The organism is Flavobacterium sp. JLP (assembly GCF_015350755.1).
Classification (GTDB): Bacteria; Bacteroidota; Bacteroidia; order Flavobacteriales; family Flavobacteriaceae; genus Flavobacterium.
In genome coordinates, this window is sequence record NZ_JADKPS010000005.1 from 291901 (window position 1) to 316085 (window position 24185).

Below are 24185 nucleotides of genomic sequence, written 5' to 3' on the forward strand. Positions count from 1 at the left end.
GTTAAAATTATACCTATTTTAGACTATTGCGTTAATATTAATTTTACAAAGGTCATTGATACTTCACAATCAGATCATTACAAAATTATAAAAAGAAAAAATATTTTACATACAACTCACTTTTAGTCGATTATTACATTATTAAGACAATTTACAGCGCATAAATAATAACACATAAATCAATTAAATGGTATTTCATAAGAACTTCCTTCAGAGGCAAAATACAATGCAAGCTGATCCAGAACAATTCCGGTTTGATTGACTTCTATTTTAATCGTATGCTTTCCTTTTTCTATTTTAGTGGCTGGTAGTTTTACAATTGTGCTGTTTCTCAACACATTTTCTTTCCAGGTGTTGTCGCGGTCTTTTGTATTGGTTTTAAAAAACTGAGTCGTGTTTTTATCTACTTGTATTCCGATTTCGTGATCAAAATTATTAGCATGGGTTGGCAGTAATCGAACTTCAATTTCATATTCTCCAGCATTTTCAATTATAAATTCATAAGTCAAAAAAGGTTTTTCAGTTTTAAAATACTGCTGTTTCAGCGGAAATAAAGTAACTGCATTATTGCTGTATCCTAAACCATTAATTGTTTGCCACTGAAAGTTTTTAAATCCTTTTTGGGAAATAAATTGATTGGCTTGAATGGCAATTCTGTTTCCTGATATTTTCTTGTCTTCTTTTGAAAATATATTCTTTTTAAGCGAATCAAAAACAGGCAAATTTCTCGGATGCATTGACATCATATTGTTCCATTTTCCGTTGCTTAATTTTGTATTGTAGAAATCAGTGAGTTCTTTTATTTCCTGATAGGCTTTCGCACTTAAAACCTCGAATTTTTGTTTTTGATTTGCATCTGAAGTCGTTGCAGCTAAATTCCAATATAAAAATTTATGATTCATATAAGCAGCTCCTTTTATGGGATAAACTACTAGTTGAAACCAAGCGTCCTTTCGCTCTGATGGAATCAAAGCAGATAGGCTGTCTACTTTTTCCATAAGTTGATCGTAGGCTTTGATTCTGCTCCAAATTTCTGCTGTCGAAAAATCAGAAAGCTTTACAGGAGTTGTTGGTTCAGTTTGGCTCCAGCCCACATATTCAGGCTTTCTTAGAAAAGCCAAACGGTAATATTCTTCAAAAACTAAACTCAAATCTGCACTTACTTTTTCCGTAAATTCTCTCGAAGCCCAATTTTTTAAATATTGATGAAGTCCATCTGATTTTATGCTGTTGATGTTCCAAGCCATATCTAGAAAAAGTTCTATATCATATTCTGCTGGCTTTATATCGCCCACATTTACAATCCACATTTTCTTTGCGCCATTTTCATAAGCTTTATTCATTTCATACCAAATTAATCCCGGCTGCATGGTGCTCAGCCAAAGATAATCGTGAGGTCTTCCCCAATAACTGATATGATAATAGACCCCGCTCCCTCCTGCTCTCTTTTGTTCGTTTTCATTGCTCAAACGTCGAATATAACCGTAATTATCATCAGGCCAAACCAAGGTTATATCGTCTGGAACTTTTAGCCCGTTATCATACAATTCTAAAACTTCTTTATACGGAACAAAAGCTTGCGGAATAGCTGACAATGATTTTTTGAAGGTTTTTGAAAGCATTTCACGCTGATTCACAATAATTTTCTCGACCATTTCAATCGATGCTGCTAAATCTTTGGCACCTTCCATTTTGCTGTCGTGAACGCCACGCATACCTAAAGTCATAATGGTTTCGTTTTGCGCGTTTTTTAATTCATCTAAACGATCTTGCCAATATTTATCAACTTGAGTTTTATTGGTAAAATAATTATAGTCTCCATTAATTTTAGGTTTCCACTCGTCAACATTATTGCGGAGCATTGGTTCTGCGTGCGAAGATCCGATGACAATATGGTATTTTTGCGCCATTTCCTTATTCCCCGGAAGGGTAAAAAAGCCTTTTGTTGACGGATGCATTGCTGGCCAAATCGTATTTGCTTTTAATCGCAATAATAACTGAAATATCTTTTCATACGTTTTTGGTCCAATATCTCCTGTTTCCGGTTCAAATGTTTTGGCGGCCCAAGGCTGTAATGCCCAATCTTCATCATTTAAAAAAATACCTCGATATTGAACTGAGGGTGAAGAAATTATTCCGTTTTGAGGCAATTGCAACGAAAGATTTTCTTTTTTTATCGAACGAACATCTGCCCACCATTTCCAAGGAGAAATTCCTAGCTGTTCTGCAATCTCAAAAACAGCATAAACAGTTCCTCTAACATCACTTCCTGTAACTAGTAGGTTTTCTTTTTCTTTTTTGATCGAAAATTTTTCCCATTGATTTGAGAATTCTTTTTGATTTATTTTTGATTTTAAAAGACTTGAAGAAGCTTGTCCTATATAAATGCCACTTTTAGAAATTGAATTTGTCTGAATAATTTCTGGACGTTTTCCGGTTATTTCTTTAACATCATCTGCCAATTCATTTACTGCCCAAACAATTAATGGATCCGTATTTTTGTCAATATAAATAGACGTTGTTTTATTTGAGTCGGCAACGGAAAAGTTAACGAAACTTTTATTCTGGCTGTAGGAGTTTAAAGTTACTAAAGCAAAAATATATAAGAGTATTTTATTCATTTTATGATAATGTTTGAATTGTAATAGCGCACAGATTTTACTGACCTAGCAGGTTTACGCTGTTATTTTCTCCAGTTTTGCGACTATAGGCAATGACAAAGTTTATGGTTACTTTGTGTTAGACGCGCTCCTGTGCGCCTCTACAGAAAGCCTTTGCACTTCTGAACCTCTTAATTTTAATCCACAAGCACTTTGTTAACATAAACATTTTTAAAAGTTACTCCGTTAATCAGGCTTTTATCGATATCTGTTTTTACTGATTCTATTTTTAAATTCTCGAAAGTGAAGTTTGATAAACGCACATTTGGATCGTTTTCTACTTTATAAAACATTTCGCATTTAAGTTCAATATTCTTCAGAGTAACATTATTGCCATAAGAAAGTGGAATATCAGGACGGCCTTTTAAATCAAAAAACTGTTTCCATCCTAAAATAGCCAAACCATTTTTAGTTTGTCCTTTAATGTCTTCAAGCCTAATAAACTCGTAAAGCTGTGGTGTATCAGGCCTCATTTTAAGATGCAATAAAATTGAAGGTCCGTCAACCTCGCAATTACGCATAATTATGTTTCGGTTATGAATCGCCTCGCTTCCGTTTGTCAATGCTGAATGGCAATATCCAAATTTACAATCCTCAATGATAATATTGGTATTTGGCCCATTATTTTTATCTTGATCTGCATACGGGCCCTTTCCGCCTTTTAATGCTACAGCATCATCATTAACAGACATATAACTCCCTTTTATAAGTACATTGGTACAAATGTCAAGATCTATGGCATCCGTACTTGGAGCATCTCCCTTTTTGTGCGGAGAGAAAATATAAGTATCTACTATTTTTACATTATTGCATTTGTAGAAATGATTTGTCCAAAAACCTGAATTAATCAATTTTACATCCTGAAATTGTACGTTGTTTGAATTCCACACAAAAACCAATCTTGGTCTTGAAACTTCTAGATTGGTACATTTCGGATTCTCTTTTCGGCGTGCCCAAAAAGCATCCCAATATTTTTTTCCATTTCCATTGATAGTTCCTTTCCCTGAAATCGAAAAATTATCAACTCCGTAAGCGTTTACCAAAGCTGGAAAATAGTCCAGATTTTGTCCTTCCATTCTTGATGGCATAATTGGAAAATCAGCAATATTATCAGAGCCTTTCAAAACTCCGCCTTCACTAACATATAAAGACGTTTTTGGTTTAAAAAACAAAGCACCGCTCAAGAAAACACCTTTCGGAATTACAATAACGCCTCCGCCATTTGCAGACGCTTTATCAATCACTTTTTGAATGGCAACTGTCTGCACTTTTGTACTGTCTTTGCTAATACCAAAATCTGTAATAGTGTATTTTTTTCCTAAATCCTTCAATTGAAGTTTGGTATAATCTTTAAACCAAGCTGAAATTGCTGTTCCGTCTGGAAAGCTGTCGTTTTGATATTTTTGAGAAAATGTAAATTGAGAAATCCCCAAAATACAAATGACTAGTGTTATTAATCTTTTCATTGTCTGCTTTTTTTTGATATTTATTTTTTAATTGTAATCTGATGCAGCGAAATAGTATTTCCTGTACTTCCGTAATTGGCCTTCTTTTTATCAGACCAGTTTGGCCTTTCTCCTGTAACCGAAACGATTAATTCATAATTGTTTTTTTTCAAAATAGGAGATTTAAATACTTGTACTAAATCTGAAGACTTACTGTACATATCAATAATTGCTGTATACATTGTATTTCCTTTTTTATCTGTTAAAACCACTTTTGCATAACCATTTTCAGGACCAACAAAACTTGTTAAACCAATTTGCTGTCCTTTAAATTTTATTGAAAATGAAGCGTTTTTGTCATCAGATTTGCTTTCTAAAAGCATATTTCCATTATCAGTATGAATCCACTTCCCTAAATATTGAATTTCTTCATTAGTGTTTTTGATAATTATATCTTTATTCTCCACAATAGTTACAACTCCTGTTGAAGTATTTATTCTCCAAGCTTCTTGAAATTTTGGCATTGATACAGAAGTTCCTGCAATTGAAAGTGGCTGCCAAACATAAGTTGCTGACGAGGCTTGCTTAGGAAAAGACCACCGATCACCCATAAACATATAAGTTGTTTCTTTTAAACCTTGTATGGGCAATACAAATGTGGATTGAGAATTCCATGTTAACGTATTTTCTGGAGCAACTAATCCTTGCGAAATCCACGGCCCTTTTAGAGAAATTGAAGTATAATAATAATTGTCATTTTTTTCCCAGCTTGTCAAATGTGATCCTATAAAATAATAAATATCATCTTTTCGAAACAGCGTTGGCGACTCAAATCCAGACGTTATATTTTCGTTTACTTTCTCTGTAACCGATGTAAAATCATCACTTAATTTATAAATTTCACCGCCGTGAACTAAGACATATCCAGAACCATCATCATCTTGAAAAGTTCCCATGTCCCATTTTTTAATTGGTTTTCCCTGAAACAAAAGCGGACCTTTAAATACATAAGGACCTTTTATTTCTTTTGAAACTGCATAACCCACAAACTGATCTTTATACGTTAAACTATCAGCGTGCATGTACATAATGAATTCTCCCGTTTTAGGGCATTTCATAACTTTTACTCTTTCTCCCACTCGATTTGGACCCAGTTTCCCAGATTCTTGTGCAGGAAGTGCAACACTTTCAAATTTCCAATTATAGAGATCTTTAGAAGAATAACAGTTGAATCCAGCAAATGCGTTGCTGGTGTCCGTATGTGATTCACCAAAAAGATAAAAAGTATCTAATTCTTTTATAATATTTGCGCCGTGTGCGCTTACAATATTTCCGTTTTGGTCAAACCAAGGAACTCCAGAATAAATGGCATCCATTTTGGCTGTGTCTTGCGCAAAAGAAACCGCTGTATTGCTTCCAAAAACAATACAAATGGTGAAATACCTCAAAATGAAATAACTATTTTTAAACATTTTACTAATTACTTTTTGCTAATTATTTTAGCTTTTCAGAAGTTAATTTTCGTCCTTATTTACGCTTCAGCCAGTCTTTTGGAACATTTACAATACAAATATTCAGTGTCCTATTATCCTCAGAAAGCATTGCCGATTGAATTTCTATTTTTGTTCCGTCTCTGTTAAACGTAGGATGAACGTGATCTGCAGCAGTTTCTTTATGTCCAGTGGTCAGCATCATCATTTCGTTTGTTTTTCTATCGATTAAATATAAGCTTCTTGAGAAATCGTCTCCAACCGCCCATCTTCCGTCAGAAGAGCCGTGTACGTGCCATAAACCACTTCCGCTTTTGGTTTGTCCGGCAATAATCATTTCTCTGGTTCTTAAATTTACAATTGCTAAACCTGTTGGTTTTTCGCGTGTTCCAGAATTTCCCCAATTGCTTTCCTGACCTGGATTCTGCGGATTTTGAACTTCTTTGCTGTCTGTTACTTCAGCTGGAGCTTCTTTTTGAATATCAATTTTTCGATGTCCCATAATTGCCATGGCAACCTCGTCCTTAGAAATAAATACTTCATGCGTAACCCATTCAAAATCAGATTCTGGATATAAAGGTCTTAGACCAGATCCATCTGCCATTACTGTCCAAGTTCTTTGAGGTGATTTTCCTCCAGTTTCCCAGCAAAAAACAAGTTCTCCCGGATTCCAAATATTTGACTGAATGTGTCCGACCTGAAAGGGAACAGAAACTACATGTTTCAGTTCTCCTGTTTTTATATTCATACTGCTAATCCCGCCCGGACCAGCGCCCATATTTCTTGGTCCAAAACTTTTTTCTATTTTAATATTCGGATCTAAATGTCGTGCTGCCTCTTCTTTTCCAATTCTAAAATAAACGCGTTCTTCATCTGCATCTAAAGCCATATCGCCAGAAGCGCCCATTTCTGGATTCGTTGTACCGCAAACGCGCTCGTAAGCCGAAACAGGTTTCATTTTTCCAGCTTGACTGTCAGTAAAAACAGCTTCTAGATTAACCTCAATAATCTGCATTTTATCGCCGTCGGCTTTTCTCATAAAATACAACTTCATCGATTTTTGCGCCATACATAAAGTTCCGGTATAACCGCCTTCTGTAACTTGAACCATGATACCTGATTTTTCGTTAACAGCCATTGCTTCGCCATTTGCTCTTTTAGTTCTAAAGATGAGCCATTCTCCATCTGAAGACCATTGAGGATGCGTAGGATAGGTTTTAGAATCTCCAGCCGATTTGGTGGTTAAAAAGATTAAATCGATACCTGTAACCGGATCTTTGATTATCTTTTTTTCTGATGGAAATCGTTTTCCTATTTGGCAAAAAACTGTTAAGCTAAATAATAGGAAAAGTATATTTATAGTGGATTTCATAGATTGTGTTTTTTTTGCCGCAAAGGCACAAAGACGCTAAGTTTTTTTAAATATTATTGGTTAAAGCCGATTATTACTACTTCTTTTTAATAATTCATAATTCATAACTTATTTCAGCAGATTGTTTTTACCTGGAATTTTCAATTGTATTGAACTGTCATTTATTACAAATTCACTATCTTTTAGCAACATAATCACTTCGGATCCAGCCAATAAAACGGGGCCGTAACCGTGTGCTGCGAAAACACTCACAGGACGATAGTAATAAAATGCAGGATCAAAACCCATTCCGGTTCCAACGCAGGTTCCTTCTACCTGACCTTTATCGTTAACTTTTGAAGCCACAGCATTCCACGCCAATAAAACCGCTGGAGCGTACGTCATTTTATCAACATAGCCTCTATTAATTGCTCTGGCAATAGAATAAGCATAAATAGCGGTTGCCGAAGTTTCTAGATAAGAATCATTCCTGTCTAATAATTGATGCCAAAAACCTGTTCCGTCTTGATATTGTACCAATCCCGCAATGTGTTTTTGCAATTGCGCCAAAACCTGAGGATATCCAGGATGATTTTTAGGCAAAACTTCTAACAATTCTACCATTGTCATTACTGCCCAGCCATTGGCTCTAGCCCAATGAAACTGAGGATGAACCTGCATAGATTCGACCCAGCCGTGCATGTAAATTCCTTTTTGAGTGTTAAACATTCTTTCAGAAAACTGATTTACCTGTTTTACAGCGTCGTCGTAATATTTTGCATTGCCCGTATAATTTCCCATTTGTGCAAGGGCGGGAACACTCATAAACATATCATCCAGCCAAAGAGTATTGTCCTGCGGTCTGTTTCGTGCTAATGTTCCGTCTTTTAATCTAAATTGTTTATTGCTGATGAAGTCGATATAATTGTTCACCAAAGGATCAATATCGGCTTTTAAACCTTCTTTTTTGGCTTTAATAAATGCTGCACAAAGAGCACCTGCAAAATCTAATGCTTCGGGATGAAGCGTTTTTAGCATGTCTTTGTCTTTGATATTTTTTTCGTTATAATTTGCAGCGATATCAGCAATTAACTGTATTCTTTTGTTTGAATAATCTGCAAAATATTTTTCGCCTGTGGCTTTAGATGCCAACAGCATTCCAGCATACGTAACGCCCCATTCGTAGCTTGTTAATCTAAAAGCACCAGGTTCAAAAACAATATCCTGATTGGCCTTTTTATAATCTGTAATTTCAGCTTTGGTATTTGCATCTACAATTTTTGAAGCGGAGTTTTTGTCTAAAAAATTATAAACTCGGTCCAGTACAGCTTTTATATTTTCTTTTTGCGGAATAACATATGGTGTTGGATAATCCGGCTGCATCAAATGCAATGGTGCAGTAGCATCTGTTTTTTGAGCATTTGCAATAGAAAATGCTCCAAAAGCGAACAATGTTACAGTGGTTAATTTATAGTTCATTTGGTTAGTGTGTTAGTTAAAGTGAAAATGTTTTTATTTACTTATTTCAACCTCTATTTTGGCAGAAAGCTGTTTTGCCAAAGTGGTTACATAATTGCTGAAATAAGTCGAATCTTTAAAGTTTTTATCAGCACTCAACTCCCAGCCGGCAATGGCATAGTAGCTGATTTTTTTATTGTTTTCGATCGTCAATTTTGCCAAATATGAATCTGTTAACTGACCGGTTTTAGGTGCTTCGATATAGCCTTTATACAGTTTTTTTGGAACCAGAATTGCCGTTCCTAAAATCCAAGTACGGTCATAGGTTAAATAATCATGCTGGATTAAGCAAACCCAATCTCCGGCATCAACAATTTTCAACGGATTTTTATTGTTCAGGTTTGAGATTGCCACTAAAAAAGTTTCTTTTCCTTTAAGTCCGTTTATTGAAACCGTATTTTCATAACCGTACATTCCGGGCCAGATTGAGGTAGTTTCCTGAACTTGATATTGATTTCCTGAAGCTTTCCAGTTTTCGTATTTATAACTTAAAACAGAATTTACAGGACCTTCGCTGACAATTTTAAAAGTTGTTTTTTCGACATTATTTAAAGTATCATTCGTCAAGATTCCAAGTCTGTTGATTTTGTCTTCAATCAATAAAGCGTAGCCACCCAAACCAGCAGAATTTCCAACAGGAAAAATATCTCTTCCCCAATCGTACATTACATGATAATTATCTTCAACGGCGCCTTTGCTGTTTATTCCGACATCTTCTGGCGTAATTCCAGGCAGTTTTTTTCCGAAAACATCTTTAGAATTTCTTCCATCCAAATAATGTCTGAAACCTACTTTATCATTTTCCCAAGTTGGGCCATCGGTTTGGTATTTTTGAAAACCTAATTTTTTGTGCACTTGATTGGCTAATAAAACTTCTTCGGTTGCGGGCTGAACAGGTAAATCCTTTGCTTCTCTTTTTCCGAAACGAACACTAGTCTTTATTGGGAATTTCGGATTTACCGAAGACCATTTCAATTGTACCGTTTTCTTTTCTTTTGGAGCAAAATCAGTTACAAGAAAAAGCTCATCCCATTTTCCATCTCCATCCAAATCATTTAATTGAGCCGGAATAGTATCATTTTTATTGATTAAAATTGGATAAACATTCGTTGCATCTTTTACCGAAAGCTGACTTCTTTTTATTGTAATTGCCTTTTGAGGTACTGCTAAAGCAGCGGTGTTTTTTAATGTAATTTTAGTTCCAGATACTTTTTGCTGTGCTTTGCAGCTCATCAAAAATGTGGCTGAAAGGGCAATTGACAGATAGATTTTTGTTCTCATTTTATGCTTTTTTTTGTTTAATGTTTTCATTGTTCAAGTTGAAACAATTTAATCATTTAATCTAAGTGAAAAACTTCTTTTAACGGAATTGAAATTGGTGAATTATCTGGATTTGTGTCCATGATATCTCCCATATAAGCCCACCATTTTTTTACGATTGGATGATTTGGCAAAAAACTTTCATCAAAATCTGCGCTGATTTTTTGAACAGCAAAAAGTATCAATGTTTCTTCATCTAAAAAAATACTGTAATCCTGAATACCTGTTTCTGAAAGCAAACTTTCAAGTTCCGGCCAAATTTCATCGTGTCGTTTTTTATATTCTGCTTCAAAACCCGGTTTTAACTTCATTTTGAAAGCATTTCGAATCGTATTATTATTTGCCATTTTTAATGTTTTAAATTAATTTCAACTTGTTTATCTCTCTTGCAGACAATTTCTCCATTTAAATATTCCAGTTCGGCAACCTGTATAGAACTTCTTTTTGTTTCGTAATTGTCTAAACCTTTATTTTCAGGAATTCTCCCAGGATGAGTGAAGTAAAAAATATAGGCTTTTCCATCATTTATTATAACATCGGGGTGCCCGCCAATTACTTTATCATCTTCTCCATTTCCCGGAGTTTGAAGAATGTTTTTTTCTTGTCGATTCCAATTCAGGAAATCTTCAGAAGAATAAACATTTAAGCCTCGCCATGAATCAGAAATCATCCAGTTTTTGCCTTTCCATGTAAATACTTTCGGGCCTTCTCCTCTATCTTTTACAATCTTTTTTCCGCTGTCAATCCAATTATACAAATCTTTGCTGTCAGCATAATAAATTGATTTTCCATCATTTTCGTTGTTATAAAACATTCTCCAAGTTCCGTTTGGCAATCTAAAAACAGATGCGTCAATACATCTTTCTGAAGCTAATTTTAATGCTGATTCAAATTTCCAGTCCATCAAATTTTTGCTAGTTAAATGAATAATCGATCGCGGATGATACCAATCATTAAAAATTCCAGGTACAATCGTTAAATACATATGATATTGACCTTTATACTCAATAACATCTGGCGCCCAATGCGTTGCATCTTTTATTTTATAATCAATATTGCAAGTGTCTTTATATGTCCATTTTGCTCCGTCTGGCGATGTTGCAATACCAATTTTGGTTCCGTGTACCCAAGTAATTCCTTTTGCAGTTGAATCTTTTGCTCGGCGATTGGTATAAAACATGAACCATTTTTTTTCTTTTTTATTCCAAATAATCGTAGGATCTGCAGCTCCGTCAAAAATAGGATCTCGATATAAAGGTTTGTTTGCAATATGAATATTTTCTTTTTTGATTTTATTCTGCGCTGAAATGGTCAGGCAGAACAATACTGCTGCGAGATTTGTAAAGAAATATTTTAGATTTATTTTTGACATTGGATTTTATTTATGTTCTCGCAGTGGCAGATACAGCAGCTTATTTCTTTTGATTTTCTGTTGGCCAATCATCTGTTCTAAAAGGCGATGCAGGCAAATTTTCGGCGTTGAATAAATTCGGTTCCGGTACTGCTTTCCATGCAAAACGAACTGCAGCTGGATTTTTTACTTTTGATGAAGAAACTACAATAGTCTTGCCATCAATTTTTGCTTGAGCAGGATAAAAAATTTGATCGTTTCCGGAAATTTCAAATTCTTTTAAATCTTCATTACTTTTTTTGAAACCATTTTCTACATCATCAAAAAACAATTGAATTTTACCTTTTTTTATTTTCATATGATTGTAAAGCGGTCCAGAATAAGCCAAATTACTTTCATTGTACGTTTTCGATCTTGCAATTAAAGCCAAACGATACCCAACAGTTTGTTTGTCGATTGGATGAATATTTGTTGCATTTCCAACATCTGTAGTAACGGCCATTCCAGTATTTGAAACACTTTTAGAAGCCATTAACTGCGCTTCTCGAATATCTGGATTTTGTCCTTTGTGTGGCGCAATCTGAACAAAATAAAATGGAAAATCACCTTGATTCCAGTCGCTTCTCCAGTTTTTAATCATTGCTGGAAATAAAGTTCTGTACAAAAAGGCGCTTTCTGCATTGCTTTCTCCTTGATACCAAATTACGCCTTTCATCGTATAATTGATTAGCGGATGAAGCATCGCATTATAGAGAACGTATGAAGTTTTATTCTCTTCTTTCTTAGGTCTTTTCAGTTGTGATTTCGAAATATCATTGTTGTTTGCAATTCGTTCTTTTTGCAAATCAGCATAATAAATTTCTAATTTCTCCTGAAATAATTTTTCGTTTTTTGCATCCTGTTCCAAAATCGGAAGGAAATCTGGATTCTCCTCTAAAACGGTTTGAGATGTCCAAGCTTCTGCTTTTGTTCCGCCCCAAGAAGACGAAATTAAGCCAATGGGAACTTTTAAATTTTGGTATAAATCTCTTCCAAAAAAATATGCAACGGCAGAGAATGTTTTTATTGAAGATGGAGAACATTGCTTCCAGCTTCCGGTTACGTCGTCTAGAGGTTTCTGAGAAGCTTTGGTTAAAACCGTAAACAATCTGATGGATGGAAAATTGGCATTTTGAATTTCTTGTTCGTAATTTTTAACCCCTGTTTTCCAAGTTCCGTCTTCCTTCCCAACAGGAAAATACATATTTGACTGCCCGGAACAGATCCAGACTTCGCCTATCAAAATATTTTTTAGAATGATTTTATTTGAAGCTTCTATTGAAACGTCAAAAGGCTTTTCACTTCCTTGTGGAGTATTTACAGCTGTTTTCCAAGTTCCGTCAGGATTTGCCGTGATTTCTACAGGATTATTTTGCCAGCCCAATTGAATTTTTATTTTTTCGTTTGGAGAAGCCCATCCCCATAAATTAACTTTTGAATTTTGCTGTAAAACCATATTATCCCCCACCAAAGCAGGCAGTTTTACCTGAGCAATGGCAGTTATTTTTAATCCTAAAATAATGAATAATAGAAGAAGTTTTTTTAAATATATCATTCGGAATTTAATTTTAATACTAAAACTTTAAAGATATAGTACTAAATCGATATCGGTATCCTGTGCTTCCCTGTTTATTTGCAGAATTATGAACAAAAAAAGGCAGTAACCAAGTTACTGCCTTTTGTAAAATCAAAACCACTTAATTTTACCATTACCATTAAACGAAAAACCAATATTCTTAAAATGATACTCAAATCTAGTTATTAAATAACTCATAACTATCCTGTTGTACCCTGCTAAATTTCATAAAAAAACCGTCTCAAAATTGAGACGGCTTTAAACAATATAGTTGGGGGCAAAATTTAGTAACCTGGATTCTGCATTGCTGCTTTTTCTTCTGGCGTTAATGGTTTTCCGCTTGCGTAAACACCATCTAAGAAAGTCTGCGGAATTGGACGCAGATTATGAAAATCCTGAATGTTTGGAGCTGCTTCAATATTATAAGCTTTTGCTCTGGCGACCAAAGTTTTAGTTCGGCTTAAATCTTCCCATCGATGGAATTCACCAACAAGTTCTCTAGATTTTTCATTTAATACCAAACAAAGCATTCTGTCATAATCAGTACCATATCCTAGTTTTGCAATTACAGCTAAATCTTCAGCTGGCAAAGCTCCAATACTAGAGATGGCTAAACTTGTTGCTGTAGTCAAAACGGGAATATTATTTGATTCGTAATACGAGTTTTCTGGAATAAAAGAAATAGGAATTCCAGCCTGACCTGAAACTGTCCAAGCTGCTAAGCCATCCGTATAAGCAGAGCGGTTTTCTCCGGTTTTATAAGCTGCACGAGTACGAACTGTGTTGATATAAGTCAGTGCATCGGCAAATGTTGCAGATCCTAATTTTGCGAGACGTATTTTTGCTTCAGCTGCCATCAAATACGTTTCTGCTGAACGTGCCAATATAATATCACGAGATCCTTTTGTGTTGCTGACATCTATTCTATTTCCATCTAAATGTTTGCTTAATGAAGGAAATCTTACGTCGGCCATTAAGCCAATTTTATCTGCTGCATAAGCTACATATACACTCGGAATTGTTTTTCCTGTTTTTGCATAAACAATAGCGTCTGCATTTTTGGTTTTAGCAAAACGCGTATCAGAAGCACTGTTGACAATGTACATAATACCTAAATCTCCATTTACATAATAATTTCCTGATTTATTATTGATAATGCTTTTAGTTTGAAAACTTTTCCAAAAACGAGAATCATTTACATGATCAAAAACATCATAAATAAAGTAAGTTGGTGCCAAACGGCTGAATGGTCTTCCTCCGGCAAGGTTTCTTCTCATTTGAGGCAATTGATCGTAAGTAGAAAGAAAATACAGGTGCTGCTGATTTCCTCCAGTAGTTAATGTACTGGCATTGAACTGAGCAGATAAGATTATTTCTGGAAGTTTTTCGTTTACGCCATCGGCTACAGTATAATTCCATAGCTCACCAAAATTTGATGCCAAAGGATGATGTGAAATTACCTCATCAGATAAAGTTACAACTTGCTGTAAATCGGCTGCTTTTGTAGCTGAGTTCCAGCTGTCGTTAATTTCACTAGCACGTGCTAAATAAGCTTTGGCCAAATAGTGAGCAGCAGCATCTTTTGTAATTTTAGCTGGAGCGCCGGCGTTCGTCAACAAAGTGTAGGCTTGTGTAAAATCAGCAATTATTTGTTCAAGCACTTTTTGCGGTTCTGCTCTTGTAAATTCTAATTCAACTGTAGAACTTGTTTTTGTTTTTAACGGAACGGCTCCATATTGGCTAACTAATTTTAGATAATTAAAAGCTCTTAAAAAATAACCTTCGCCTAAAGCTGTTTTTTTGATTGCATCATTTGTCGAAACAATATCTGTGGCAGACTCAATCAATTGATTTGCATTTCCAATTCCGATGTACAAATTGTCCCAGTTGGTGTTTGCTGCAACTGTATTTGCATTCGAAACTGTCACAAAAGCTTTAAAACCTGAAGAATAAGAATTCCAAATCCAGTTTGAAGGATCTCCTCCTGCATGAAATTCATCTGTTCCAGATTCGGTTGCTGTAAGCGGTACTTCGCTTGAGAATTCTGCAGCAAATACTTGATAGTAAGTACCATTTGCCAAAGCCTGAATTCCTGCTTCTGTTTTATAATAATCTTTACTGTAAGCTGTGGTCAGTTCTTCGTCAAGAAAATCTTTGTTGCATGAACTGCTTCCTAAAACAAGCGCAGCAATCAGCATCAAATTTATATATCGGTTTTTATAATTTTTCATAATGATTTTTTTTAAGTTTAATTTAGAATTCTACATTTAACCCTAAAGTCATACCTCTGTTAGAAGCTGTCGTCTGCGTATCCAAATCAGTCCATTTAAGCTTGGTGAAAATCATACCTGGATTACTTGCCTGGCAGTATAATCTCAATTTAGAAAGTCCCAATTTCTGTACTAATTCCTTATCGAAATGGTATCCTAAGGAGATGTTTCGTATTTTTAAGAACGAACCATTGCGATATCCTAAAGTAGGATAATAAGGATCTCCAGTACCTGCTGAATAAATTGGTTTTTGATATTCTGCATTGATATTATTATCAGTGTAATAATTTATCGATCTCTGACTTCCTTTTGCTCCTTCATTTTCTCCTAAAGTATCATATAAATAGCCCATACGTCCGTAAACAAAAAATGACAATTCGACATTTTTGTAAATGAAAGTATTTGTTAATCCAACGATATATTTTGGATCTTTGCTTCCAATAATTACACGGTCGTTGTTGGCATCAATTTTATAATCACCATTTTGATCTACAGGTCTTGCATTACCAAAAGAGAAAATATTAGATCCGGCAGCGGCATTGAATTTTGCCATTTCAACTGCATCTTCAGGTTTCCAGATTCCGTTTGACTCAAAACCATAAATTACATTTTGAGAATCTCCAATAAATAAATTGTTGTTGATGTCGTCGAATTTTCCATTTTGAAGGGCTACAATTTTACTCTGTTGGTACGATCCGCTAAAGTTCGAAGTCCATTCAAAATCTTTTCCAGTTATGTTTACTGTGTTTAAGGTAAGCTCAACTCCGCTTCCTTCCGTTTCTCCAACATTTTGGTAAGTATCTCTAACACCAATAACGGTTGGAACACTGCTTTTTAATAACAAATCAGTAGTTTTGCTTGTGTAATAATCTAAAGCGCCAGATATTCTATTGTTGAACATAGAAAAATCAATACCATAGTTAAACTGTGCAGTCTGCTCCCAGCCTAGTTCTATGTTTCCTAATGAAGTATTGTCTATCACACCAGATCCGTTTGGATATACAATTCCGATCAGCGGCGGCTGTGTTGCATAAGCTGGTACTGCTGCATTTCCGGTAACACCGTAACCTACTCTCATTTTTAACTGGTTGATCCAAGTTACATCTTCTAAGAATTTTTCTTTATTCAGTACCCAAGCTACAGATGCACTAGGAAAAAATGCCCATCTGTTTTCTGCTGCTAATTGAGAAGCTCCATCAAAACGTCCTGATGCAGTAAGCAGATATTTATCAGCATAACTATAATTTACCCTTCCCATATAAGATAATAAGCCAGTGTCTGTCAATCCTGAAGAATATCCCGCAAGTGTTACATTGGCAGGATTTAAAGCATTCCATTTGTTTTCAGGATTTTTGATATCATTGGCAGACAGTGAACTGTTCTCATTATGATATTCTGTCTGGCTCATTAATAATGTTCCGCCAAAACTATGATTACCGAATGTTTTGTTGTAAAAAATCAAGTTATCTAAAGTATATGAAATTGATTTTTCATTTGTTAAAGAAGCGAAACTTGTTCCTGAACGAATGGCTGATTTTCCATCTAAATAAACCCCATCACGATAAGAAGTAAGGTCCGGACCAAAATTAATTCGGTATTTTAAACCGTCAAGCGAAGATGAAAGACCACCTAAATCGAATTGTGCGTACAAACTACCAAAAGCACGCAATGTTACACGCTGATCTTGTGATAATTTGTATTCATCAACAGGAGTTCTGATTGTAGAATCTCCTCCTGGATTATCAATTCTGTTTCCATTGCTGTCGTAAGGAACTGCATATGGAAGATTCGTGCGGGCAGTTGCATAGATCCCGCCAGAACTTGTAACGGCAGTTCTTCCTACGTTTGATTGTCCGTATTCATTTACCCCATAACTTGTATTAAGGCTTACACCCATAGAAAACCATTTTGTTGGCGTAACATCAACATTTGCCGTACCACTGTAACGCAGGTAGCTTTGACCAAATAATGTTCCTGTATTATTTAAATATCCAAAAGATCCGTAACCTTTCATTTTCTCTGTACCACCACTTACGCTAACTGTATGCTGTTGTGTGATTCCAGTACGGGTTACAAATTTAGTCCAGTCTGTAGTTGCTACTTTAGAACCATCCCAAGTTGTTGTTAAGTTTCCGCTGGCATCTCTCCATCCTTTTTCGATATTTGCCCATGCTGATGGATCGGCGGAAGCCAAGAAAATTAATTTGTCATTATCTATATTTGGAGTATCTCCTTTTGGGAAAGCAGTTGGATTTGAGTAATATCTTCCCCAACGACGAAATTCGATATATTCTGCTGCGTTCATCATCGGAGCGTTTTCATGAATAGTTTCTAAGACAACAGAAGTATCGTAGTTTAAAGTAAATTTTCCGTTTTTACCTTTTTTTGTTGTTACGATAATAACCCCATTTGCACCGCGAGATCCGTAAATAGCAGTTGCAGATGCATCTTTTAATACGTCTATTGATTCAATATCTGTTGGATTCAAGAAATCTATCCCGCCTGAGTTTGGATCTACACTAATTTTTCCTGTAGAGGCATCAGTAACCAATCTCGAATTTAGCGGAATACCATCAACCACATAAAGCGGTGCATTCGAAGCCGAAATAGAGCGGGCTCCACGAATGGTGATACTTCCCACAGTTCCTGGACGCTCTGTTGAAGAAACATCTACACCTGCAGCTTTACCCTGCATGGCTTGAACTGCATTTACAACCGGTCTTGAAGCAATTTCTTCAGCACCAACGCTGACAATAGATCCGGTAAGATCCTTTTTCTTTTTTACTCCATATCCGACTACTACAACTTCATCAAGAGAATTATCGTCTTCTTTAAGTACAATGTTGTAAACAGTTGCATTTCCGACTGTAACTTCTTGTTTTTGAAAGCCAATAAAACTGAAGGTAAGTGTACTTCCTGTAGCAGCACTTATGGAATAAGTTCCATCCAAATCAGTGCTGACACCAGTCTGACTTCCTTTGATGAGTACGTTGACGCCCGGAACCGGTAATCCAGAAGCATCTCTAATGGTCCCTTTAACTACTTTGTTCTGCGCATAGCCTGATGCATGCAATAATGTCATCAGCGCTATCACAAGCAGAGCACTAAATTTGTTTTTCATAAAAGTTAAATTTGGTTAATTAATTAGTTAGTTATCTCAAATTTATTTAGAAGTTCATTCCGTACTGTCCTGTAGTATCCTGTAAAATTATCTAGTACGAATCTAACTTACAGTGTTTTACAAAAAATAATTAAGTTTTTTTTAACCATAAAAACCTTCAAAGCCTTGATTTTCAAGAGAAAATTAGATTTAGAGTCAAAAATATTGATACTAAAATAAATCTGTATTTTTTTTCCATATACCATAATTTTGTTCAAAATTTTTTATTGAATACAAAAAATATTACTAAAAATACTACTGATTCAGCATTATTAAAAATTTATCAACAAAAAGTATTCAAAAACTAATACTAATTACCGTGATTACTCTCTGAAAATCGTTTACATTTTTAGATAAAAGCATAAAAAAAACCGTCTCAAAAATGAGACGGTTTTCAAAAAAACAAAAATTAAAAAATTTTACTTATAACCTGGATTCTGCCATTCTGCTTTTTGTGAAGCAGAAAGATTTGAACCATCGTCGTTCAACAATCCGTCAATAAACGATTGCGGAATTGGACGAAGCTCATGTTTATTTGCAGTAATACCTGGAGCTGCTTCAGCATTAAATGCTTTTGCTCTTTTGATCAACTGTCCTGTACGCGAAAGCGTTTCCCAACGTTGCCATTCTCCTAGCAATTCACGAGTATATTCATCTAAAATAAAGTTTAATGCACGCTCATAATCACTCGAAGCTCCAACCTTAGCAATAATTGCCTCATCTTCACTTGGCAGATTATTAGGGAATGATGTTAATCTTAAGTCAGATGCAGCAGTTGTAACCGGTACTGTTGGATTAGATAAATAATACGTATTCATATCTAAATTTGAAGCCGTAAAGTTTGTTGCAGCAGTTCCTGTATTTAGAGCATTTGTTTTAAATGCCTGAGATCCGTCATTATAGTAAGATCTGTTTTCTCCAGCTTTCCATTGTGCTCTTGCTCTAACTGTATTTATGTCTTGCATTGCATTTCCGTATTGCTGTAAACGAGCATAACATTCTGCACGCACAAGATAAGTTTCTCCTAAACGAGCCATAATTACATCACGGTGCGCATCTCCTCTTTCAGCAGTACGTGAACCATCATCTGTTTTATTGATACCTGCGAAGAAATTACAAATTGGCTGATTTTTAAATGTAGGCGCAACATAATTTCCGTTTTGATACAACACTGAAGAGTTAGGCACAAATTGTCCTTTTTTAACAGCCAAAGTTCCAGCAGTAGGAGTTTGTCTTGCCCCAGTATTCCATTCTGGCAAACGTCCTGCAGCATCTGTCCAAGTAGGAGCCTGAACACTCGCACCAAATTTAGCTGTATTATAAGTATTATCGTTTTTAGTATTCAAGATCATAACAATTCCAGGATCTCCAATTTTTACACCTGCATTAGCAGTTACAACAGTATTAGCTCCGTAAACTGTCCTGAAGGTTTTCCACATACGAGCATCGTTTACGTGATCGTAAACTGCATACGAATATTCGGTAGGACGACAGCGTTGAAAATCCATACTTCCAATCCATACGCCGCGTTTTACCCATCCTCCAGAAAAACTTGAAAATTGAGGAGCAAAATAGTTATAAGTACGGTTTCCAAAACGGCCTACAGTTGCAGCATCTCCATTATGACCAGCGGCCATTAATATTTCATTCAATTGCTCGTTTGGACAATCAATTCCTGTCCAGTTAGCATAAAGATCACTATAGTTAGCCGTCAATGGTCCACGCGCCGTAATTGCATATGAACATGCATCAATTGCTTCTTTAAGGTCTGTATCTTTATATTTACCATTCCATGAATCATTACGCTCTGAAGAACGGAATAACAACGCTTTTGCCAAGAAATGGGCAGCAGTTGCTTTTGTCCATGTAACTCCTTTTCCATAAGTAAATACTTCACCTTCGAAAAGATTATATGAATTTCTTAAATCAGAAACCACCTGCTCCCAACATTGTTCGTCTGTAGAACGAGTAAAGTTACGAACAACTCCTACAGCAGGTTTAGTTTGAAGAACCACTCCTCCATATTGTGCTGTAAGACGGTAATAATTATAGCCACGTAAAAAATAAGCATGAGCTAAACAGCGATTACGGATTTTTAGATCTGTAATTTTTTCTGCATTTGCAATGATAGTGTTACAAGATGCAATTCCGTAATACATTTCATCCCAAAGCGCTGCTGGGTTTGTAGCATTCCCGTTTGCTGCTCCAGTAGCCGTTGTTGCACCTGCTGGTCCAAAACGGTTATCATACGTATTCCACATTTCATTGGTAAGATCATTTGCATTCGTAAACTCATCAGTTCCGTAAAGTGTATTTGCATACGACCACTCAAAACCAAAATGCCAGCGAATATTACCATAAAGAGAAACCGTCAAGGCCTGAAGACCTTCAGACGTTTCAAAATAGTCTGTTGAATATTGATTCGTCAATTCTTCGTCTAGAAAATCTTTCGAACAAGAGGCAAAAGATACCCCTATCATTATCAAAAGACCGATTCCGATATTTTTTATATTATTCATTTTTTTACTTTTATTATTATACTTTAGTTCGCAACAGCTTATTAGAATCCAACTTCAACACCCATAACGAAACTGCGGTTGAAATAGGTATTATTTGTATCAAAATCATACCAGCTTAAAGATTGATAAATGCTTCCTGGGTTTACCGCTTGTATATAAAGTTTTAGATTCGCCATTCCAATTTTGTTTACATAATCTTTATCAAAATTATAACCTAAAGAAATATTACGAATTTTTACAAATGAAGCTTTTTGAAAACCTAGCAATCCTGCAAATTTATCAGCTGAACCTGATGATGCTTGTCCAAGAATTGGTTTTTGAAACTCAGCATCTGTATTATCTGGAGTCCAGTAATCTACTTCACGTTGGTTAGCGTGAGCAGTTAATGCTTCTCCGCCTAAAGATGCTGTATAACCTGCACGTCCGTATAAATTAATTCCTAAATCAAAACCTCCATAAGTAAAATTGTTATTCCATCCCATAGTCCAGTTTGGATTGCTGTTTCCTAAAACTACACGATCGGCTGCATCCATTTTATAATCTCCATTTTGATCTTTAGGACGCACGTTACCTGGGCTAAATGCGTTCCCGTTTGCATTCCATTTTGCCATTTCAGCAAGATCTTCCGGCGTATTTTGCCAAATTCCTTGATTATCATAACCATAACGAACCGCAATAGATTTACCAATAAACCATGAATTGTCAACCATATCATTTTTACCGTTAGCCAATGCATCAATTTGATCTTTCTGCCAAGCTGCATTTAAATTAGTTTCCCATGTAAAACCTCCACCAGTCTGAATAGGAATCAAGTTAAGCGTTACCTCCACACCTTTATTGCTTGTTTCACCAATATTAGAAGTAATAGAAGGGAAACCTGTAAGTGTAGGGATTTTTACCTCTAATAATAAATCGTTTGTATATGATTTGTAAACATCAATAGTACCGCTTACTCTATTTTTGAAGAAACTAAAATCAAGACCAAGGTTATATTGTGTTGTTTTTTCCCAAGTAAGAGCTGGATTAGCCATTGTTAATTGAGTAGCAGTATAATATGGTTCATTTGTAGTATAACCAATTTGGTTGCTCATTCCGTTGAAAGGAAGATAAATTGAAGTAATATCTCCTTTTGTTTCATAAGGATCTACAGAAGAATTTCCTGTTGTACCAAAACCTAAACGAAGTTTTAAATTTTCAAGCCAGTTTACATTCTTCAAAAATTCTTCATTTTTGATACGCCAAGCCAATGCTGCTGAAGGGAAAAATTCCCATTTGTTTCCTTCTGATAATTGAGATGCTCCGTCCCAACGGCCTGACATAGTCAATAAATAACGATTATCGAAACCGTAATTTACACGAACCATGTAAGAACTCAACTGACGTTCCGTAATATCTGAACTCATACGAGCACTGTTTGCAGGATTTGTAACATCTACAGATCCCATTGCATTCCATAAATAAGATGGTTTTGGAATATTATTCGCATTCATTGAAGAGTTTTCAATATTCCATGAAGATGCAGTCTGAAGCAATGTTGCACCAACTTTATGTCTAGCTGCAAAAGTACGATCATACGAAATTATATTATCCAATGTCCATGAAAGATCACGGCGATTTTGAAGACGAGCATAATTAGTACCTGAACTTCCATCTGAGTTTATTTTAAGAGATGAAGTCCCGTCTATATAAGATCCTTCTCTCCAATGACGAAAATCTGGTCCAAAATTTATTTTATAACTAAGTCCTTCAACCGCGTCTGCTAATTTACCGAAGTCAAAAGTTGCAGAGAAATTACCTAAAACACGCATCGTTTGTGACTGTTGCGTACTTTTTTCCCATTCATCTATAATTGTATAAACTCCTGATTCTCCACCTGGATTAATCACCATCTTTCCATTTGCATCATAAGGCACTGCAATATTATATAAAGATTTCGCGGCACCATAAATTGCATTCGGAGCTGTTCCGCTTCTTGCGCCTAAAGTCGACATACCAAAATCCTGCTCACTCCATGAAACATTTAATGAAGCATTCATTTTAAACCAGCTAACCGGCGTAATATTAGATGTAATTTTTCCAGTATAACGTTTGTACCACTGTCCTTTTTGAGTACCGTCTTGATCTAAATATCCAATAGATCCATAAGTATTTACTTTATCAGATCCACCGCTTGCACTCAAAACGTGTTCTTTTGTTAATCCGCCTTGCGTTACAAGGTCAGTCCAATTTGTATTCGTTACTCTAGAAGCATCATACGTTCCGTTTACCCATCCTTTTAAAACATTATCTCTAGAAGTCTGACCGTCTAATGCACTGTCAAAAATCAGTCTGTCATTTGCTAAGGTTGGACTATTAGGATTTGCGTAAGTTGTTGGATTTAAATTGTATGCTGCCCAACGTCTGAACTGAATAAAATCTGCTGCATTCATAGAAGGAGATCTATCCACAATTTCAGACGTCGTAAGTGTTCCTGCATAATTTAATGAAAACTGTCCTGATTTTCCTTGTTTAGTTGTAACGATAATAACACCGTTAGCACCACGAGAACCATATATAGCAGTTGCAGAAGCATCCTTAAGAATATCCATAGAAGCAATATCCCTCGGGTTAAGTGTCTCAATAGCAGATGCAGACATTAAAGGCACACCATCAACCACATAAAGAGGATCATTACTTGCTGCAAGCGAACGCGTACCACGAATACGAACAGTACCAAGCTGTCCAGGGCGCTCATTGCTTGTAACATCTACTCCGGCTGCTTTACCTTGCAATGCTTCAAGCGCATTCGTAACAGGTCTTGTCATTAACTGTTCTGCAGTTACACTTACCAAAGCTCCTGTTACATCAGATTTCTTTTGAGTTCCGTAACCTACAACAACAACCTCATTAAGCTGAGACACGTCATCTACAAGTTTTACGTTAACTTCTGAAGACTGACCAACTGTTATTTCTACTGATTTAGATCCAGTAGATGAAAAAACCAATACTTGTCCGGTACTTGCACTGATAGAGTATTTTCCATCAAAATCAGTACTTGTTCCCTGCTTTGTTCCCTTAAGAAGTACATTTGCTCCAGGTATTGGCAGTCCGGCCGCATCTGTGATTGTTCCTTTAACCACTTTGTTCTGCGCATAACCTGCTGTCTGCAGAAGCGCAAACATGGCCAAAATCAGCAAAAGACTAAATTTGTTTTTCATAAAAAGTTAAATTTGGTTAATTAATTAGTTTATCCAAATTTATTTAGAAGAGGGGTGCGTGGCATCCTGTAGTATCCTGTTAACTTTCAGGTTATTATGCTTTTTTTTATGTTTTTATTAACTATAAAAAGCCTCAACTCCTTGATTTACAAGGCTAAATAAATGTAAAAACTACAAATATAATATCTAAAATTTTATTAAATTTTTTTTTTGTAATTCCTATTTATTCTACATGAAAAATACGAATTGAGAAAAAAATATGACAATTTTTTATTCATTTGATTTTTAA

At 35.5% G+C, this 24185-nt stretch carries 13 protein-coding genes; all 13 read right to left on the minus strand.

The window, feature by feature from the left end:
* Positions 1–179: 179 nt before the first annotated feature.
* The 13 genes from IRZ83_RS14225 to IRZ83_RS14285 all read right to left on the minus strand — a co-directional run bounded on the left by IRZ83_RS14225 (position 180) and on the right by IRZ83_RS14285 (position 23896).
* Positions 180–2621 (minus strand): glycosyl hydrolase 115 family protein, encoded by a 2442-nt coding sequence (locus IRZ83_RS14225; RefSeq protein ID WP_194569734.1) that lies wholly within the window; start codon positions 2619–2621, stop codon positions 180–182.
* Between the two features lie 176 nt (positions 2622–2797).
* Positions 2798–4126: a glycoside hydrolase family 28 protein gene (locus IRZ83_RS14230; protein WP_194569736.1), complete on the minus strand. Its 1329-nt coding sequence runs from the start codon at positions 4124–4126 to the stop codon at positions 2798–2800.
* Between the two features lie 20 nt (positions 4127–4146).
* Entirely contained in the window at positions 4147–5577 is a 1431-nt protein-coding gene (locus tag IRZ83_RS14235) for a family 43 glycosylhydrolase (RefSeq protein WP_194569738.1), read from the minus strand.
* 55 nt (positions 5578–5632) lie between these two features.
* Positions 5633–6967: a hypothetical protein gene (locus IRZ83_RS14240; protein WP_194569740.1), complete on the minus strand. Its 1335-nt coding sequence runs from the start codon at positions 6965–6967 to the stop codon at positions 5633–5635.
* 108 nt (positions 6968–7075) lie between these two features.
* Positions 7076–8425: a glycoside hydrolase family 105 protein gene (locus tag IRZ83_RS14245; protein ID WP_194569742.1), complete on the minus strand. Its 1350-nt coding sequence runs from the start codon at positions 8423–8425 to the stop codon at positions 7076–7078.
* A gap of 33 nt (positions 8426–8458) precedes the next feature.
* A complete protein-coding gene (locus tag IRZ83_RS14250; protein WP_194569744.1) occupies positions 8459–9745 on the minus strand; it encodes a DUF4861 domain-containing protein in 1287 nt (428 codons plus the stop codon).
* Positions 9746–9801: 56 nt separating this feature from the next.
* The gene (gene rhaM, locus IRZ83_RS14255; RefSeq protein ID WP_194569746.1) at positions 9802–10131 is read right to left on the minus strand and encodes an L-rhamnose mutarotase; all 330 of its coding nucleotides are present in this window, start codon (positions 10129–10131) and stop codon (positions 9802–9804) included.
* Positions 10132–10133: 2 nt separating this feature from the next.
* Entirely contained in the window at positions 10134–11156 is a 1023-nt protein-coding gene (locus IRZ83_RS14260) for a family 43 glycosylhydrolase (RefSeq protein ID WP_194569749.1), read from the minus strand.
* A 40-nt stretch (positions 11157–11196) separates the two neighbouring features.
* Positions 11197–12729 (minus strand): sialate O-acetylesterase, encoded by a 1533-nt coding sequence (locus IRZ83_RS14265; RefSeq protein ID WP_194569751.1) that lies wholly within the window; start codon positions 12727–12729, stop codon positions 11197–11199.
* A gap of 305 nt (positions 12730–13034) precedes the next feature.
* The gene (locus IRZ83_RS14270) at positions 13035–14981 is read right to left on the minus strand and encodes a RagB/SusD family nutrient uptake outer membrane protein (protein ID WP_194569753.1); all 1947 of its coding nucleotides are present in this window, start codon (positions 14979–14981) and stop codon (positions 13035–13037) included.
* 22 nt (positions 14982–15003) lie between these two features.
* Positions 15004–18141 carry a SusC/RagA family TonB-linked outer membrane protein gene (locus tag IRZ83_RS14275; protein ID WP_194569755.1) on the minus strand — a complete coding sequence of 1046 codons (3138 nt, stop codon included), beginning with the start codon at positions 18139–18141 and terminating at the stop codon, positions 15004–15006.
* Positions 18142–18599: 458 nt separating this feature from the next.
* Complete coding sequence (locus tag IRZ83_RS14280; protein ID WP_194569757.1) at positions 18600–20699, minus strand: RagB/SusD family nutrient uptake outer membrane protein; 2100 nt, start codon at positions 20697–20699, stop codon at positions 18600–18602.
* A 41-nt stretch (positions 20700–20740) separates the two neighbouring features.
* A complete protein-coding gene (locus IRZ83_RS14285) occupies positions 20741–23896 on the minus strand; it encodes a SusC/RagA family TonB-linked outer membrane protein (protein WP_029272619.1) in 3156 nt (1051 codons plus the stop codon).
* Between the last annotated feature and the right edge of the window lie 289 nt (positions 23897–24185).

Excerpts from the sequence above, each read along its gene's own strand:
- IRZ83_RS14225 (WP_194569734.1), bottom strand. The coding sequence starts at position 2,621 with ATGAATAAAATACTCTTATATATTTTTGCTTTAGTAACTTTAAACTCC.
- IRZ83_RS14230 (WP_194569736.1), bottom strand. The coding sequence starts at position 4,126 with ATGAAAAGATTAATAACACTAGTCATTTGTATTTTGGGGATTTCTCAA.
- IRZ83_RS14235 (WP_194569738.1), bottom strand. The coding sequence starts at position 5,577 with ATGTTTAAAAATAGTTATTTCATTTTGAGGTATTTCACCATTTGTATT.
- IRZ83_RS14240 (WP_194569740.1), bottom strand. The coding sequence starts at position 6,967 with ATGAAATCCACTATAAATATACTTTTCCTATTATTTAGCTTAACAGTT.
- IRZ83_RS14245 (WP_194569742.1), bottom strand. The coding sequence starts at position 8,425 with ATGAACTATAAATTAACCACTGTAACATTGTTCGCTTTTGGAGCATTT.
- IRZ83_RS14250 (WP_194569744.1), bottom strand. The coding sequence starts at position 9,745 with ATGAGAACAAAAATCTATCTGTCAATTGCCCTTTCAGCCACATTTTTG.
- rhaM (WP_194569746.1), bottom strand. The coding sequence starts at position 10,131 with ATGGCAAATAATAATACGATTCGAAATGCTTTCAAAATGAAGTTAAAA.
- IRZ83_RS14260 (WP_194569749.1), bottom strand. The coding sequence starts at position 11,156 with ATGTCAAAAATAAATCTAAAATATTTCTTTACAAATCTCGCAGCAGTA.
- IRZ83_RS14265 (WP_194569751.1), bottom strand. The coding sequence starts at position 12,729 with ATGATATATTTAAAAAAACTTCTTCTATTATTCATTATTTTAGGATTA.
- IRZ83_RS14270 (WP_194569753.1), bottom strand. The coding sequence starts at position 14,981 with ATGAAAAATTATAAAAACCGATATATAAATTTGATGCTGATTGCTGCG.
- IRZ83_RS14275 (WP_194569755.1), bottom strand. The coding sequence starts at position 18,141 with ATGAAAAACAAATTTAGTGCTCTGCTTGTGATAGCGCTGATGACATTA.
- IRZ83_RS14280 (WP_194569757.1), bottom strand. The coding sequence starts at position 20,699 with ATGAATAATATAAAAAATATCGGAATCGGTCTTTTGATAATGATAGGG.
- IRZ83_RS14285 (WP_029272619.1), bottom strand. The coding sequence starts at position 23,896 with ATGAAAAACAAATTTAGTCTTTTGCTGATTTTGGCCATGTTTGCGCTT.